Here is a 16101-nt window from a genome sequence, read left to right as displayed (position 1 = left end):
ACTAGTGTTGACGTTGCCTGCTGTATCTAGGCGTACTAATTCGATACCGCGAGCCAGGACCGTCACCTTTGCCTTTTCGCATGTTCGTTCACTCCAGGCCGCCTTGGCAAAGATATTTGATTGATAGGTAGTCGTCCAGCCCATACTTTGAGCCTTCACGCCCGTAGCCTGATTCCTTGACACCGCCAAAGGGTGCGGCTTCGCTCGCGAGCGCGCCCTCGTTGATGCCAACGATGCCGGCCTCAAGCTGACGGGCAACTCGATTGATGCGCCTAACGTCCTGACTGTAGAAGTAACTTGCGAGACCAAACGGCGTGTCGTTGGCTGCCTGCACGGCTTCGGCTTCATCCGAAAAGCGGAAAAGCGGTACTACCGGGCCGAACGTTTCTTCGCAGCACAACGCCATGTCCGGGTTCGCGTCGGCCAGTACAGTAGGCGCGAAGTAATGCGGGCCAAGCTCAGACAAACGATTGCCGCCCGTTAACACTCGTGCGCCGTGGCTCACAGCGTCGTCGACATGACGGGCAATCTTCTCCAGCGCGCGCACGTTAATCATTGGTCCAATCTGGGCAGCAGGGTCAGTGGCGGGAGCAACCTTGAGCTCAGCTACGCGTTCGCTCAACAGATTAGCGAAGCGTTCGTAGACGCCATCTTGCACATACACGCGATTCGGGCAGACACATGTCTGGCCGCCATTTCGAAATTTCGCAGCGAGAAGCCCAGTTACAGCCGCGTCGAGGTCGGCGTCGTCGAACACGATGAACGGCGCGTTGCCGCCCAGCTCGAGCGAGAGCTTCTTGAGCGTCGATGCTGACTCGCGCGCGAGATATTTGCCAACGGGTGTCGACCCGGTGAAAGTAATCTTGCGTACGCGACTGTCTTCGAGCCAGTCGGCGACAGTTGCCACGGCGTGCTCGCGCGAAGCGCTGATTATGTTCAGCACCCCCGGCGGCACGCCTGCTTCGTGCGCAAGTAGCGCAAGCGCCAACGCGGTCAACGGCGTGTCTTCAGCTGGCTTCGCCACGACGGTGCACCCAGCTGCGAGAGCGGGCGCAATCTTGCGGGCAATCATGGCCAGCGGGAAGTTCCAGGGCGTAATGGCTGCGACGATGCCAACCGGCTCCTTTACTGCTGTCATGCGTTTTCCGCGGTGCTGCTGCGGGATGATGTCACCGTAGATACGCGTCGCCTCGTCGGCAAACCAGGCAACGTAAGAGGCGCCGTAGGCGACTTCACCGCGGCCTTCGGCCAGAGGTTTCCCCTGTTCCCGCGAGATGAGTTCGCCGAGCGAATTCGCGTGCTCCAGAATCAACGCATGCCACCGATGCAGCACGGCGGCGCGCTCCTTGGGCAACGCGTCGCGCCACATGGGAAACGCCCGGGCTGCAGCGTTTGTCGCCGCGCGCGCATCCGCCGGGCCACTGTTCGCGACATTTGCAATGACCTCGCCTGTGGCAGGGTTAGTCACCGCAAACTGCGCACCGTTTGTGGCCGGAACCCACAGGCCACCGATAAAATTATTCTGGCGAATGAGCTCGCCTTTTGAAAGGCTGAAGGTCATTGTATTTACTCCTTGTTAGCTGGGCCGATGCGTGCCGCGATTGCGTTGCCTACTTCGACGGTGTTCGCATTGCCGGCGATGTCCCTCGTTCGCGGTCCTTCTTTTAGGACGGATACAATTGCCGCGACGATGGCTTGCGCCGCATCTTGCGTGCGGACTGACTGGCATGGAATTTCGACCGTTGATGATATATGATACAACACGAAAACGGTTTCTTCGCCCTTTCCGAAAGGCCGAAGGTCATCATCGGTCGAGCGGTGGGATGGGCTACGGAAACGTTATTTAAAAGGCCCTGGCGTCGCGTCGGCATTACCTTGCAGTCGCTAAAAGCCGAACCCTTTCGCTGTCTTCGCCCTATAGCAGCGAGACTACCAACGAGGGCCAAAGAGATGGTCGACATGCTGCAAGATAAACTCCAACATCAGAACCTGAACGACCGCACCTATGCACTCCTGAAGGGTGGCTTGATATCAGGCAGTTTCCATCCCGGTCAGGTGTTCATTATTCGCTCGCTCGCTGAGCGCTATGGGATTTCGACGACGCCAGTGCGCGAAGCGCTGCAGCGTCTCGTCGCTGAACGTCTGCTGGTCATGCTGCCGAACCGCTCCATCGTCGTTCCAACCCTTTCGCCATCAGCTTTCGGCGAGATTTATCGAATCCGATACGAGCTTGAGGGCTTGGCAGCGCAGACGGCCACGCATTTCTTCAAGGTTTCGGATATCACACGCCTCAAAAAAACGCTCCTTGCCATGGATGGGGCTATCGAGCGCGGCGACAGAACGGCATACCGTGAGCTCAACGAGAAATTTCACTTCGCTATCTATGAGAAGGCCAACTCCCCGCGTCTGCTTGAGATGATTCAAGGCTTGTGGGGCCAGGTTGGGCCGGTCTTCTACGGTCTGCTTGAGGACCCCGACTATGGCGGAGAGCACGCCAATGTTCACCACCACGAACTGGTTAAAGCAATCGAATCGGGTGACGCTGATGTCGTGAGAGAGAAGCTTGTCGAAGACCTGGTCGCTGCGGAAGATGCGCTGATGCCCCGGTTGCAGACGCTTGTTGCTGAGGGCGTCGAGGCGCGCCTGCCTTTGCAAGGCGAAAATGAACTGGAGGCACCTGCCCGGAAGCGTGCTGTCGCGTCAGCCAGACAGCCTGTACAGTCTGTTGCGCCTCGTAGGATGGCGCGCAAGTAAATACGCGCGCTTACCGCTCAGCAATAGGTGAGTAAGGGGTAGCATCAGGCTACCCCGTTCTGTTTTACTGCCGTGCACTCTCTTCCCGAAGCGCGTCTTCCATTGCGCTCAGGAAATGTTCGGCGTTTTGACGCGAAAACGGCAGAGGCGGCCGAATCTTGAGTACATGCCCTTCGGGGCCGGATGCGCCAATCAGAATGAAGCGCTTGCGCAGGCCATTCACAAGCCGGGTGGCAAAATCCGGGTCCGGCTCGTGGCTTTCCTGGTTCCTGACCAGGTCAACTCCGATGAAGAAACCGGCGCCACGCACCTGACCAATAGACGCGTACTGACTCGCCAGTTCCGCAAGACCTTGCTTCATGTAACTGCCCACGGATTTGGCGTTCTGCATCAACTGCTCGTTCTCCATGACTTCCAGCACGGCAAGACCTGCGGCACAACACACAGGGTTGCCACCGAACGTGTTGAAGTAGCGCGCGCGAAGTGCAAAGTCCTCCAGCACCTCAGGTTTCGCAATCAGGCCTGCGATAGGCAGTCCGTTGCCCATTGGCTTACCCATGATGACCAGGTCCGGCACGACGCCGTGCCGCTGGAAGCCCCACATTGCATCACCTGTACGACCGAATCCTGGCTGTACTTCGTCCGCAATGAAGACCCCGCCCGCTCGACGGATTGCCTCAACCGCCGGAGCGAGAAAGCCTGCGGGGTCGGCGTACACGCCGTCGCTGGAAAAAATCGTGTCGACGATAAGCGCCGCTGCTTTCACTCCATGCCGCTTCAGGTCGTCGATGGCGGCCTGCACGTTCCTTGCGAAGGTCTCGCCGACATCCGCGCCTTCGCCGCGCAGGGAGTCCGGCGCGGGAACGGTGCGTACGTGCTGCCCAAGCGGTACGTGCTCGCCCAGAGACGGGGAGATTTCCGAAACGGCGGAGGTAATGCCGTGATAGGCCGTCTCCGTCACAATAATGCCCGTGCCACCCGTAAAATTGCGCGCGACGCGTAGCGCAAGGTCCGAGGTTTCGCTTCCGGTGCAGGTGAACATCACATTGGACAGTTCCGGCGGGAATGTGCCAACCAGCTTTTCCGCGTATGTCAGAATCAATTCATGGAGGTAGCGCGTGTGCGTGTTGAGCGTGGCGACCTGCTTTGTGATTGCCTCGACCACGTGCGGATGGCAATGCCCCACCGACGGCACGTTGTTATAGACGTCCAGATATCGATTCCCCTGCGCATCGAACATGTATACGCCTTCTGCGCGAACCAGATGGACAGGTTCCTCGTAGAAGAGCTTGTACGAAGGGCCAAGGACCTTTTGTCTTCGCGCGAGAAGCGCGCGCAGCCCCGCATCCAGATTTTCAGCATTCGCAGGGTTAAAAGCGTTGACCATCAATGGCTTAACCATAACTCACTACTCCATGTTGCACGCGACCCGGAGCCTACGCTGCGCTATGTCACGATTAAGGGTTGAAAGGTGCGCCAGCCCCTGCCAGGCGCTGGCGTTGTTCTTGAGGATGTAAGCGCTGTTTTGCGGATAGCGTTCAGCGCGCCAGCCGGTAATCGCCACGGTGACCACGAAGCGGGCGGCAATCAGGTCATAGAGCAGGTCTACCTCGTCGCGCTCCAACGGCAGCACAGCGTGATATGCGGACACAAACTCTGCTACCGCGTCCCAAGGGTCGCCTGTGGTGTTCATGTGATACGACGCTCCGACCGCTACGTCGACGGCGAGCGGGCTGAGAACCATGTCGCCAAAATCGAGAATGCCCGCTAGTCGGTCATTCTCGATTGGGTCAACCAGCACATTGTAAAAGTTCAGGTCGTTATGAATGACCTGCGCGCGGAGTTTGGACAGTACTGGCTTCGCATTGGTCTCAAACGCAGTCAGAAAATCGTCCGCAAGCTGCCGTCGGGCGATGTCCGGAATGTGTGCAATCAAAGGGCGTATACCGGCCGCGTGCTGGATGTCCCAAGCGAGCTCGTGACCAGCAGCGGGATGGGAAAAGTCCCTCAGCGCCAGGTCCAGCTTTGCCAGATACGTTCCGAGCTCTCGCCGGTGCGCCGACGTCCGCTTCACCATATTGAGCGGCACACCGGGAAGATATGACAGAAGTCGCACGGCCCGGAGCCGTCCATGCTCAAAAGGCAGGCGAAGATGTGGCTGCCCGTTCAACGCACGAAAAACCCGTTGCACGGGAATGTACGGGTCGACCTGCGCGACGTGTAGCAGAGCCGACACCTGAAAGTCGTTTATAGCTGGGTCTTCCGCATGGTTGCTAATGCGGAGCGCGTATTCCCTTCCATCTCCCGCGACGATTCTGAAGTTCTGGTCACGCTCGCTCGTCAAGCGAGACGCAGTACCGTCAATTCCGAAATGGCGTGATGCCAGTTCCTCCGCCTCAGCAAGCGAAATCTCTTCAGCAGCAACGCTCAGGATGCTGCCCCCAAGCTTGTCTGTCTGAGCTTCCGCATTGGTTTGTACATCGACCATGATATCTCCGGGCACAATAAAGTGCGGGTTTAAATCGCCGAGACATGATATATGATGCAACAAGTGGATGCGCGATTTTTTCGGGTGCTCGCGATGTGCGGAACGAGGAGTTGGCAGGTCAATCGGCCAGCGAACCCTTATCTGTGGCTGATTTGACGATGTGGCGAGCGCCTTTCACGTCATGAACCACAGAGGTTTTCGAGGAAAAAACTCGTCAAAAAAAGACGACGATTTTTTATTTTTTTTCCAGCTAATGCGATATATCATATCTCGCAAGACTGCCGTGGATTGGGTGGCTCGGGTGGGCGGCGAATGTGTGGTCTCTGCCAGGTCTCTCCTGCGCCATGGTGTACGTCGCGCCGCGACGAATTGTGTGTACTGACGGACTCCCGTCAAAAGGACATTCGATGAAAGGTCTTACCATCAACTGTGACATGGGCGAGGCGTTTGGCATCTACCAGCTGGGTGACGACGCCGCGGTGATGCCTTACGTCACGCATGCGAACGTCGCATGTGGTTTTCACGCATCTGACCCAAACGTCATGTGGCGGACGGTCCGCGCTGCGAAGCAACATAACGTCAAGGTCGGCTCGCACCCGGGCCTGCCGGACAGGGAGGGGTTCGGGCGTCGGGAAATGAAGTTCTCGCGCAACGAGACGGCTGCGCTCGTTTTGTACCAGACCGGCGCGCTGAGAGCATTTCTCGATGCAGAGCAAATGACGCTTTCGCATATCAAGCCCCACGGCGCGTTGATGGGCATGGCAATGAAGTACAACGCCGTGGCGGAGGGCATTGCTGACGCCGCGTTGGCGCTCAAACTCCCCGTTATCGCGTGCACCGACAGTGAAATGACTCGCGTATTCGACCAGCGTGGCGTCGAGTACTCGTGCGAGTTCTATGCAGACCTCGAATACGACGACGAAGGTCGTCAAATCATCACGATGATTCACGAGGCGGTTGCGCCAGAAGACGCCGTTGCCAAGGTCATGCGAGCGTTGCGCGAGAAGACCGCCAGGTCCGTCAATGGTGTATCTGTGCCCGTAGCTATCGATTCGATATGCGTTCATAGCGACACTCCAGGTGCTTTGCCTCTCGCGAAGGCGGTTTATGAAGCGGTCGTGGACCGTCTCTAAGCCGATACGGAATCGCGACCATGCAAGCCGTGAGCACATCGACAATCGTTACAGGAGCGAAAGCGCGCGTGTTAGTACTGCGTGCCCTCTCCATGGGGGCGCGTGCAATCGGCTCGTCGCTCGGCCCACATGGCCGAGGCCTTCTGTATGACGGCGGTTCAGGTGGTCCGCACCACAGTTCATCGGGACTTGATATAGCACGTCGTGTGACGGAAGAGTCAGGCGCCGGCACAGTCGCGCTCCGTATCCTGAGGGATGCTCTTTGGGAGGTTCAGCGCGACCTCGAAGACGGAACCGCGCGTACCGCATGTATTGCGGTAGCCATCTACGCGGAGGCGGCAAAACACATTTCACATGGGACCGCGCCAGCTCTGCTCTGCAAGGAAATCCAGCAGCTACAGAGTGAGATGCCCGCTCTCGTCGAAGTGCAGCGATGCGAGGCGGCTGACGGGTTCGACGTAGCTCGTAGCGCCTGCGCCGAAGAAGACATCGCGCGCACCCTCAGCGACGCCTATTCCACATCATCGGAGAAAGGCGCCATCGATATCCAGCAAGGAAGTGGCTTCGACATCAAGTTTGAGCGCTATTCCGGTTACTGTCTCGATGTAGTTCCCGAAGCCGCGGGCCTTTCAACAGAAGAACAAGGCCTGCGTATGGAGATGGACTCGGCGCATGTGCTGGTCGTCAACGAAATACTCAGTGACTTTGGTCCACTCGCCCGAATTCTTGAGCAGTTTGCATTGCACTCCAAGGCTCTCGTCATTGTTGCACGAGGTTTCGAAGGTGCAGCACGCAGCACGCTGGCGGCTAACCGCGCCGCGCTTCGGATGCATGTCCTCGGATTGATTCCGGCCGAGGTCGGTGAGCAGGCCATGCATCTGCTCGACGACCTTTGCGTGGCCACCGGCGCCACAGTCATTAGTGAAGAGACTGGCACGTCGATGGCCAATGTTCGTCCATCAATGTTGGGTCGAACTTCGCGGCTGATTCTGGAGCATGGTCGTGCCATATTTTCGGAGCCCAGCGGCGACGTGAACGCGATTCATGCACGACGCTCATTACTGTTTGGGCAGGCTGCGTCCCAGCGATACCTGGCATTGGACCGGGAAAAACTTCAAAGACGTGCTGCGCGACTCGCAGGTAACTGGGCCGTTTTGCGAATAGGCGGTCGTACGCACTGGGAGGCGGAGCAACGGGTCGGAAGCGCTCGTGCTGCGCTTGCAGCGCTGGCTGCTTCGAGAGCTTCGGGTGTTGTTGAGGGAGGGGGGCAGGCGCTTCTCTCGGTGGCCGCATCAATCATGAGGTTGAAGGCGGACAGCGCTGGTGACGTGCGCCGAGCGGCACTCGACTGTGTTGCAGTTGGCTGTCGTGCAGTCGCTGCGCAACTGGCCGGTAATGCTGGCGGCAGCGCCATGGAATCTGAATTCAAGTATCAGACGGTTGACCCTCTGTCGACCACCGTTGCCATCCTGCAGCATGCGATTTCGGTTGCTGCAACCATGCTGACTGTCGAGGTTTTGATATGTTAAGAGTGAGCAGCGAAGTAGGCGGGTACGCTCAGACTCTGGTTTCGTCTATGGGTATGTCAACCGACGTGAAACAGGATTCCCGCGAGGGACCTGAGCGTGCCAAAGGACAAGACGATTACATCCTGCGGGCGGTTGACCTGGTCCATCAGTATGGTCCGGTAACTGCACTTGACCACGTATCCCTCGATGTCAGGCGCGGCGAATTTCTGACGATTCTCGGGGAGAGTGGCTCAGGAAAGACAACGATGTTGCGTGTGATATCGGGCCTCGAGAAGGTGTCGCACGCAGCGCAGCTGACGCTTGACGGCGTTGATGTGCGCGACGTGCCGGCCGCGAAGCGGAACTGTACGACCGTGTTCCAGAGCTATGCGCTCTTTCCACACATGTCGGTCGAGGAAAACGTCTGCTACGGCTTGAAACTGCGCGGCGTGGGCAAGGATGAATGCAGGCGTCAGGCGAACGACGCACTGTCTATGGTTCGTCTGGCTGGAAAGGGTACCCGGCGCATCGGCCAGCTTTCAGGTGGCGAGCGTCAGCGTGTCGCGCTGGCTAGAGCCATTGTGACGCGGCCGGCCATCCTGCTTCTTGACGAACCTCTGGGCGCATTGGATGAAAAGCTGCGATACGACATGCAGGCCGAACTGGTCGACATACATCGCGCACTCGGCATGACTTTCATCTACATTACCCACAGCCAGGAAGAAGCATTGACGATGAGCGACCGCATCATTCTGATGCGCCGCGGGCGCATCGAACAGTGCGGTACTCCCGAGAACCTTTTCGACCGTCCGGCGAGCCGTTTTGCGGCGGAATTCATGGGCTTCGACAATATTCTGCCCTGTACTGTTCAGGCGGTCGCAGAAAGCGGTGAAGCGACGGTCAATTTCAACGGTACAGAGTTGCGCGGTGTATGTGCATCCGGAGCAGGCTTCAAACAGGGCGACACCGCATTGCTCGCAGTTCGGGCGGAACGCCTGACGCCAGTCACGGAAGCTTGTGTTGTCGGCGACACCAATGTGATTGCGTGCTCGCCCACTGAGCACGTCTATCGCGGCAAGTATACCGACCAGACGGCCCAAGCCCCTGACTCAACGCGACTGAAAATTCGCAGTTGGGACCAAAGTGCAATGCCAGGTGCATTCAATGCGGTGACCTGCCGCGTGCAGGACTGTGTGCTTCTTCCTAACTAACGTATCCGGACGTCAAAAGAGAGGTTTGAACATGAAAGACCGCCATTCCATCACTTCGCAACTCACCCTGACCCGGCGCGACATGTTGAAGAGCCTCGCCGCGACCGGTGCCTTCGCGTTGACAGGTTCGTTCGGCTTTAGCGGCGTCGCTGCAGCCGCAGATTCGCAAACCGTTCGCGCATATGGCGTGACAACGGCGCAGTTGAAGGACTGGTCGGCACTGACGAAATCGACGGGGCTAAAGATGGAGTTCATTGGCTCCAACAATGATGTTGGCGTGTACTTGCGCGACATCCTGGCCTCGCAGATGGGCAATAAGGCCGATATTTTCATCTTCGAGGGAGGCACGCAAAACATTCTGGGGCCGCAGGGTGCTTACCTCGTCTTAGATGAGAAGAACCCGAATCTCAAGCTGTGGCAACGTACGCCCGACGTCTGGAAGCGCTCACAGGTCGTGGTCGGGAAGGACGGAAAGCAGTACGGTGTTCCCGTCATCGGCAACGCTGACAGCTTTGGTTACTTCCCGGACAAGCTTGGAGTAAAGCCCGACGGTACATCGGACCTTTCATGGAAAACGGTCTTTGAAGACGACCGCACGCGGGGACGCGTCGGGTACGACAACGAGTGGAATTACTCAATTGGTGTCGCTGCGCTGTACCTCAAGTCAACAGGAAAGGCAAAGGTCGACAATCCGGCTGACCTGACTCCCGAGGAAGCAAAGACGGTCGTGGATTTCCTGGTGGCGCGCAAGAAGGCGGGACAGTTTCGTACGCTGGTGAGTTCCTACGAGCAGCAGATTCAGCTACTCACGAACCACGAAGTCGACGTGCTGAACTGCTGGGAGCCGGCGGTCCATGAAGCAAACCTTAAGCTCGGCGACGGCAAGACGCGATATGCGTACACCGAAGAGGGATATTACAAGTGGGGCCATGGGGCATATATAGCCTCTCAGGTGAAGAGCCGGGGCAACGAAGACACCGTCTACAAGATGCTGAATTATTTCCTCGACGGAGAATACCGCGCGTTGCAGGCACGAGACCGCGGCTATGCCGGTCCCAACATGGACCTCGCCGTCCAGTATGCAACGGCACATAACTGGTCTGCCGACCAGATTCAGAGCCTCAAGGAAACCCAGCAAAAGGTTGACAGAAAGTTTTCCAAACCGTTTGTCAGCACCACTACTCCCTCGCATTCGGATGCAATCGAAGAAGAGTGGCAACGGTTTCTTAATGCGTGAGCGTCGGACGACACCATGGCCATACTGACTCAGAAATCATCCAGGGGAGCGGGAATGCGAACACCACTTGACCGTTCACCGTGGCTGCTTCGCAGCTTCCTCTGCGTGTGGCTGTTTGTCGTAATCGCTCCCTTGGTTGTGCTGCTTGTGTATAGTTTTTTCGACAGCAGCAACTTCATGATGATTTACAAACCGTCGCTCAAAACGTGGGAGAGCATTTTCACCTCTGGCCGTTTCGAGGTGACTGTGCGAACCCTCCGGATTGCTCTGACGGTCACACTAATCGAACTGGTGCTCGCGTTTCCTTCTGCGTTGTGGCTGGCGAAGGGTAACTGCACAAAGGCGACACGTGCAATTGTTCTGGCGCTGCTGACCATCCCGTTCTTCCTCGACCAGTCATCGCGAATTATCGTGTGGCGCGGAATCCTGGACGAGAACGGCCTGATTAACCATGTCCTCATGGCGTTGCATGTCATCCAGTCTCCCATCAGGGGAATGCTTTACACCGAAACCGCAGTCCACTTCGGCATGGTGGTGTCGTATTTCCCAATGATGATTCTGCCGATTTACATGGCAATCAGTGTCATCGACGACACATTGATTTCGGCCGCGGCAGACCTTGGAGCAACTCCGGCGCGCATCGTCGTCGACATTATCCTTCCGCTTTCGCTGCCCGGCGTGCTGGCAGGCGTCGTCTTTACTCTTGGACCTGCACTGGCATCGTGGGTAGAGCCAAATCTGCTGGGCGGAGGATTCGTCAACATGCTGAGTAATTCGGTGGACAGCGCGTACGGTGCGTTGCGCTATCCAACTGTGGCCGCACTCTCGAGCTTCGTCGTTCTGATGATTGGCGTCATCTTCGCATTTCTGATGTTCGTGACCCGCCGTTTCGCCGACCTTTCCATGTCTTTCCGGAGTCTGCAAAGTTGAACCAGTCAGTCATTGATATGCCGACCGCGAAGCTCGACCGGCCGGTTCAAGGCGGAGCCTGGAGTTACTGGGCGGGATGGCCCCGGGTCGCGAAGTTTGTCGTGTTCGGTGCTCTGGGAATCATTTACTTCCCGTTGCTGTGGCTTGCGCTCATGTCCATCAGTGCGCAACCACTCTCCGGCCTTCCGCTGCCGTTTTCAGGCGCGAACTACGTCGCCCTGTTTCAGTCCGGGGACTGGCTTGCTCCGTTCGGCATCAGCGTGCTGATTGCGCTCGGGGTGGGTGCCGTCACTGCAGTCACGGCCACACTTGTCGGGCGCGTGCTACCGCATTCGAAGCGAGCGGGAACGCTCGTGTTGCTTGCAGTATTGCCTTTGTTCATACCAGGCATGTCGATGGGCGCGGCCCAGTTCATCTTCCTTCGCCCAATGCTGGGACTGACGCTCGGCTACTGGTCAATTTTCCTGGGGCATGTGGTCTGGGCCTTTCCGTTCTCATTGCTGATTGTGCTCGTCCTTACCACCCGGTTCGACAGCCGACTTGTGGAGGCGGCGGCCGACCTCGGCGCGTCCGGCTGGCGCACCTTCTGGGACATCGAGATGCCCATTCTGCGACCGGGCATTATTGGCGCGGGCACGTTCGGGTTTCTGATTTCATTCAATGAGGTGCAGCGCTCGATTTTCCTGCGCGGCACAGCAGAGACAATGCCCATCTGGAACTGGATGATGGCGTCGTCGCAGCAGTCACAGGTGCCGGTAATCTTTTGTCTCGAGACGATTGTGCTCGCAGTTGTGCTGCCGTCGCTGGCGGCGTTGTTCTGGGTGCTCTTCGTCCGCATGGACAAGAACTGACCAATCATCATTCGAGGCGACCATGCACCATCCAGTGCCGCGATTCAGTCCGGCGGGTGACTCATTTATCGAGGTTGAACTTGGTGACGAAATGAGCTTCGACCTGAACGTCAAGGTCCAGGCTCTCGCCTACTCTATCCGCGAAGCGGACATAGAAGGTGTCATCGAGTTGGTACCTGAACTGGCATCCCTGCTTGTTTCGTACGACCCCGACCGTATCTCCTATGACGACGTTGTGATGGAGATACAGAGCATTTCTGCCCAACAGTCGGGAGACGGTATCACGGAGATGCCAAGCCGGCTCTTCTACGTCCCGCTCTACTACTTCGACCCGTGGACCGAAGAATGTATGGCAGATTACCGCAAGACTTACCCCGATAAAGTACCGGACCCGGAATTGCTCTGTCAGGCAAATGGGCTCACCGACCGGGCGGCTTTGCAACGCATGCACTCCGGTACGGAATACTGGGTGGCCGCGCTGGGTTTCTGGCCTGGGCTCTGCTCGCTCATGCCGCTTGACCCTCGTGCCAGGCTAACGGCGCCCAAGTACAACCCGCCGCGCGGCTGGACGCCGAAGGGAACAATCGGGGTGGGCGGCGGACTGACATGCATCTATCCAGACCGCTCGCCGGGCGGCTACCAGATATTTGCCCGTACGCCGATGCCAATCTGGGATAAGGACCAGCGGCTTGCAGCGTTTAAGGACAGTCTTGCCTTGTTCCGGCCTGGTGACCGGGTCCGCTTTACCCCAATCGGAAGGGAGGAGTACGACTTCATCGAGGCGAAGGTGAGCGACGGGACGTATCAGCATCCGATGATTGACTATCAGATTTTCTCGGTCGCCCGATATCAGGACTGGCTGGGCGACCTTGTCAAGGAGTGAGGCGATGTTCGAAATAGTCAAGCATGGGCTCGAGACCACGATACAGGAGTTGCCCGGCCGCATCGGGCACTGGGAACAGGGCTTCCCCCCGTCCGGTCCCGCGGACGCATGGTCCTTTCGACTCGCCAATTTGCTGGTTGGAAATCACCGGGACACCGCCGCACTAGAGTGGCAGTTCATTGGCCCGACGCTGCGTTTTCATTGCGACTGTGCCATCGCGCTGACTGGAGCTGATGTGGTCGCAAAACTGGACGACGGAGTTATCCCGCTGTGGCAGACAATTCACGTGCGTGCCGGTCAGGTGCTCGCATGTGCAGCGGCGAAGACCGGTGCAAGAGGTTACATTGCGGTTTCCGGAGGCATCGCAACCGCGAGTGTGCTTGGCTCGCGGGCGACTTTCCATATGGCTCGCATCGGCGGCATCAGCGGTGGTTCGCTCAAGACCGGCGAGCAAGTGCCCGTCGGAGAACCTAACCCCATGCGCAAGCTGCTGACCGTCGTCGACAGCGCGCGGCCGCCCATTCACCCGTCCGCATCGGCAGAGTCTTCAGACTCGCGCATAGCGGCGATGCTCGGCCCGAACAACGCCTGGCTCGAAGATGATTCCATCATGATGTTCTTCGATAGCGAATGGACGGTGAGTACAAACAGCAATCGAACGGGCCTGCGTTTGTCTGGTCCGCAATTTACCTTTTCTCCGCGGGCATATGCGAAGCCTGCTGAACATGGTAGCGAGCCCTCGAACATCCTCGACCATGGATACCCGGTTGGGGGTATCAGCATTGCAGGGCAGACGCCTATTGTCTTCATTAACGACTCACCGAGTGCGGGCGGATTTTTCGTTCCTTTTACGGTTCCGCGCTTCGACCTGTGGCGCCTCGGACAGGCCAGGCCGCACGCAAAATTGCGCTTTCGACGCATCACCATGGCCGACGCAAATGAAGGACGACGCCGGCTGGACAAGCTTTGCAGCAACCAATCGCTTGTTGAAGTGGGCAGCGTCAAGGCCTAACAAAGGGAAAACACATGTCAGATGTCGATGTCAAAAGCCCGATTCCAGGCACCTTCTATCGAAGCCCCGCTCCCGGCGAGCCGCCGTTTGTCAGCGAAGGGCAAACCGTCAGTTCGGAAACAGTGATTGGCAGCATTGAGCTGATGAAACAGTTTAACGAGGTGTATGCGGGCGTCGAGGGCATCGTGACCTCGTTCGTCGTTGGGGACGGCGAAGCCGTAGATTCCGATGCTGTGCTCGCTATCATTTCCACGAGCTGAGGAACGATATGCAACAACGCATCAGGAAGGTGTTTGTCGCGAACCGGGGTGAGATTGCAGTGCGTATCATTCGTGCGGCGCGCGAGCTCGGAATGCAGACCGTTCTTGGCTGCAGCGCGGCCGATGTAGACAGTCTTGCTGCGCGTATGGCCGACGAAGTAGTTACCGTTGGACCGGCCCCGGCAGCGAAGAGCTATCTCGACATCGCGGCAGTTGTGGCTGCGGCGAAAGGAGCTGGCGCCGACGCCGTACACCCAGGCTACGGCTTTCTGTCAGAAAACGCAGGATTCGCGCAAGCGGTGGTCGACGCCGGTCTGATTTTCGTCGGTCCGTCGCCACGAGCAATCACGCTGATGGGTGACAAGGCACAGGCGCGAGCTTGCGCGATGAAAGCAGGCGTACCGACAGTTCCCGGCAGCGAGGGCGTGGTCGAAAATCTCGCCGCCGCTATTGTCAATGCTGACCTGGTTGGCTACCCGGTCATGCTTAAGGCCGCAGCCGGCGGGGGAGGACGAGGCATTCGAGTTGCAGCAGACGCGAAAGAGCTGGAGGCTCAATACCCCATCGCGACTCGTGAAGCCCAGAGCGCATTCGGCTACGGTGGACTTTATCTCGAGCGATTCGTCGGATTGGCGCGTCACGTGGAAGTCCAGATTCTGGCGGACGGCGAGCGCGCGATACATCTTTTCGAGCGCGAGTGCTCGCTTCAGCGGCGTAGACAGAAGCTGGTCGAAGAAGCTCCGTCTCCCTCGCTGGACAGTGAGGTCCGTCAAAAGATGTGTCTGTCCGCTGTTGCACTTGCAGAGTCTGTCGGTTATCGCGGCGTCGGCACCGTCGAGTATCTTTACGACCCGAAGACCTCGGAGTTCTTTTTCATTGAGATGAACACCCGCGTTCAGGTGGAGCATCCAATTACAGAGATGGTTACGGGTATCGACATTGTGCGGGAGTCTCTGCGGCTTGCCACCGGAGAACCCTTGCAGCACAACCAGGCGGAAATCGTGTTACGTGGTGCCGCAATCGAATGTCGCATTAATGCGGAAGACCCACAAAAAAACTTCATGCCGGCGCCAGGTACAGTTAGTGAATTGCGGTTACCGGCAGGACCAGGGGTACGTGTCGAGACACATCTTTACGAAGGCTACTCGGTCCCCCCGTACTATGACTCCCTTCTTGCCAAGGTCGTCGTCTGGGACTGTGCCAGACCTGAGGCAATCGAACGCATGAAGCGTGCACTTGACGAATTCGACGTCGAAGGCCTGAAGACTACGAAGCCACTTCATCTTGCGTTGCTCGACGACGAAGGCTTCCGTGCGGGCGACTATCACACCGGATATCTGGAAGCAAATCTCTCCAGAATCGTGAGCGGCATCGCCGATTAAGGGCAGGAAATCGATTCCCAAGGGCGGCGACGTCGCGAATATACGCCGTGCCCGCATCTCACCGCTCCGGCTTTGCTGGGTCTGCTTCGACGAGCCAAAATGCGTGGAGACGTACGGCATCTCGTCGGGTGATGCGCGTTCGAAGTTATCTTTAGCGTCTTCTTTGGTAAATCAATATCGCGCCAACGCCTAGTCCCGCGATAACGAGCAAAGTTCCAAGAACGAAAAACAACGAACCGACCATTCCCCCTGATGTGCGCGTGGTCGCGGATGCGCTACTTATTGGGGCTGGGGCAGAAGCGGTCGATGGAACCGACTGCGGCAGAGCGATGCCGTATGCGCTTCCCTGGCGCGAGACGGGGACGCTCGACGATTGCCGGCTTGCCTCAGCAGCGGCCGGCGAAGCTGGCGACGCACCGGGGGCAGGCCCGAGTGCTTCCGATGCGGTTATG

At 58.0% G+C, this 16101-nt stretch carries 14 protein-coding genes; 11 read left to right on the top strand and 3 right to left on the bottom strand.

Going from position 1 to position 16101, the window contains the following annotated elements; genetic code table 11:
* Window positions 1-88: 88 nt before the first annotated feature.
* On the bottom strand, window positions 89-1561 hold the full coding sequence (locus P3T40_RS14300) for an NAD-dependent succinate-semialdehyde dehydrogenase (RefSeq protein ID WP_429268362.1): 1473 nt from the start codon (window positions 1559-1561) through the stop codon (window positions 89-91).
* Between the two features lie 389 nt (window positions 1562-1950).
* On the opposite strand from P3T40_RS14300, the gene P3T40_RS14295 reads away from it, so the two are divergent.
* Window positions 1951-2754 carry a GntR family transcriptional regulator gene (locus P3T40_RS14295; RefSeq protein WP_429268361.1) on the top strand — a complete coding sequence of 268 codons (804 nt, stop codon included), beginning with the start codon at window positions 1951-1953 and terminating at the stop codon, window positions 2752-2754.
* A 64-nt stretch (window positions 2755-2818) separates the two neighbouring features.
* On the opposite strand, the gene P3T40_RS14290 is transcribed toward P3T40_RS14295, so the two are convergent.
* Both P3T40_RS14290 and P3T40_RS14285 read right to left on the bottom strand, forming a co-directional pair.
* On the bottom strand, window positions 2819-4156 hold the full coding sequence (locus P3T40_RS14290; protein WP_429268360.1) for an aspartate aminotransferase family protein: 1338 nt from the start codon (window positions 4154-4156) through the stop codon (window positions 2819-2821).
* A gap of 6 nt (window positions 4157-4162) precedes the next feature.
* Window positions 4163-5242, bottom strand: coding sequence for a phosphotransferase (locus tag P3T40_RS14285; protein ID WP_429268359.1), 1080 nt, complete (start codon window positions 5240-5242; stop codon window positions 4163-4165).
* A 407-nt stretch (window positions 5243-5649) separates the two neighbouring features.
* On the opposite strand from P3T40_RS14285, the gene pxpA reads away from it, so the two are divergent.
* The 10 genes from pxpA to P3T40_RS14235 are packed head-to-tail and all read left to right on the top strand — an operon-like array spanning window position 5650 to window position 15649.
* Window positions 5650-6375: a 5-oxoprolinase subunit PxpA gene (pxpA, locus tag P3T40_RS14280; protein WP_429268358.1), complete on the top strand. Its 726-nt coding sequence runs from the start codon at window positions 5650-5652 to the stop codon at window positions 6373-6375.
* A 20-nt stretch (window positions 6376-6395) separates the two neighbouring features.
* Window positions 6396-7904, top strand: a complete 1509-nt coding sequence (locus P3T40_RS14275) for a hypothetical protein (RefSeq protein WP_429268357.1) — start codon at window positions 6396-6398, stop codon at window positions 7902-7904.
* Between the two features lie 47 nt (window positions 7905-7951).
* Window positions 7952-9094 (top strand): ABC transporter ATP-binding protein, encoded by a 1143-nt coding sequence (locus P3T40_RS14270; RefSeq protein WP_429268356.1) that lies wholly within the window; start codon window positions 7952-7954, stop codon window positions 9092-9094.
* A gap of 31 nt (window positions 9095-9125) precedes the next feature.
* Entirely contained in the window at window positions 9126-10331 is a 1206-nt protein-coding gene (locus tag P3T40_RS14265; RefSeq protein WP_429268355.1) for an ABC transporter substrate-binding protein, read from the top strand.
* Window positions 10332-10385: 54 nt separating this feature from the next.
* Window positions 10386-11261 (top strand): ABC transporter permease, encoded by an 876-nt coding sequence (locus tag P3T40_RS14260; RefSeq protein WP_429268354.1) that lies wholly within the window; start codon window positions 10386-10388, stop codon window positions 11259-11261.
* The gene (locus P3T40_RS14255; RefSeq protein ID WP_429268353.1) at window positions 11258-12112 is read left to right on the top strand and encodes an ABC transporter permease; all 855 of its coding nucleotides are present in this window, start codon (window positions 11258-11260) and stop codon (window positions 12110-12112) included. The genes P3T40_RS14260 and P3T40_RS14255 overlap by 4 nt, the downstream gene beginning before the upstream one ends.
* Before the next feature lie 22 nt (window positions 12113-12134).
* The gene (locus P3T40_RS14250) at window positions 12135-12995 is read left to right on the top strand and encodes a 5-oxoprolinase subunit B family protein (protein ID WP_429268352.1); all 861 of its coding nucleotides are present in this window, start codon (window positions 12135-12137) and stop codon (window positions 12993-12995) included.
* A 4-nt stretch (window positions 12996-12999) separates the two neighbouring features.
* Window positions 13000-14007 carry a biotin-dependent carboxyltransferase family protein gene (locus P3T40_RS14245; protein WP_429268351.1) on the top strand — a complete coding sequence of 336 codons (1008 nt, stop codon included), beginning with the start codon at window positions 13000-13002 and terminating at the stop codon, window positions 14005-14007.
* A 14-nt stretch (window positions 14008-14021) separates the two neighbouring features.
* Window positions 14022-14267 carry an acetyl-CoA carboxylase gene (locus tag P3T40_RS14240; RefSeq protein WP_429268350.1) on the top strand — a complete coding sequence of 82 codons (246 nt, stop codon included), beginning with the start codon at window positions 14022-14024 and terminating at the stop codon, window positions 14265-14267.
* An 8-nt stretch (window positions 14268-14275) separates the two neighbouring features.
* Window positions 14276-15649: an acetyl-CoA carboxylase biotin carboxylase subunit gene (locus P3T40_RS14235; RefSeq protein ID WP_429268349.1), complete on the top strand. Its 1374-nt coding sequence runs from the start codon at window positions 14276-14278 to the stop codon at window positions 15647-15649.
* Window positions 15650-16101: the final 452 nt, after the last annotated feature.

Origin of the sequence: Paraburkholderia sp. EB58, from assembly GCF_050436665.1 — a bacterium.
GTDB lineage: Bacteria > Pseudomonadota > Gammaproteobacteria > Burkholderiales > Burkholderiaceae > Paraburkholderia.
Note: the sequence above shows the minus strand (reverse complement) of the source record. Positions and strands in the feature narration are given on the sequence as shown.

Coding starts and splice junctions, on each gene's coding strand:
- P3T40_RS14295 (WP_429268361.1), top strand. CDS start 1,951: ATGGTCGACATGCTGCAAGATAAACTCCAACATCAGAACCTGAACGAC.
- P3T40_RS14235 (WP_429268349.1), top strand. CDS start 14,276: ATGCAACAACGCATCAGGAAGGTGTTTGTCGCGAACCGGGGTGAGATT.
- P3T40_RS14270 (WP_429268356.1), top strand. CDS start 7,952: ATGGGTATGTCAACCGACGTGAAACAGGATTCCCGCGAGGGACCTGAG.
- P3T40_RS14265 (WP_429268355.1), top strand. CDS start 9,126: ATGAAAGACCGCCATTCCATCACTTCGCAACTCACCCTGACCCGGCGC.
- P3T40_RS14240 (WP_429268350.1), top strand. CDS start 14,022: ATGTCAGATGTCGATGTCAAAAGCCCGATTCCAGGCACCTTCTATCGA.
- P3T40_RS14300 (WP_429268362.1), bottom strand. CDS start 1,561: ATGACCTTCAGCCTTTCAAAAGGCGAGCTCATTCGCCAGAATAATTTT.
- P3T40_RS14285 (WP_429268359.1), bottom strand. CDS start 5,242: ATGGTCGATGTACAAACCAATGCGGAAGCTCAGACAGACAAGCTTGGG.
- P3T40_RS14290 (WP_429268360.1), bottom strand. CDS start 4,156: ATGGTTAAGCCATTGATGGTCAACGCTTTTAACCCTGCGAATGCTGAA.
- P3T40_RS14245 (WP_429268351.1), top strand. CDS start 13,000: ATGTTCGAAATAGTCAAGCATGGGCTCGAGACCACGATACAGGAGTTG.
- P3T40_RS14250 (WP_429268352.1), top strand. CDS start 12,135: ATGCACCATCCAGTGCCGCGATTCAGTCCGGCGGGTGACTCATTTATC.
- P3T40_RS14275 (WP_429268357.1), top strand. CDS start 6,396: ATGCAAGCCGTGAGCACATCGACAATCGTTACAGGAGCGAAAGCGCGC.
- P3T40_RS14260 (WP_429268354.1), top strand. CDS start 10,386: ATGCGAACACCACTTGACCGTTCACCGTGGCTGCTTCGCAGCTTCCTC.
- pxpA (WP_429268358.1), top strand. CDS start 5,650: ATGAAAGGTCTTACCATCAACTGTGACATGGGCGAGGCGTTTGGCATC.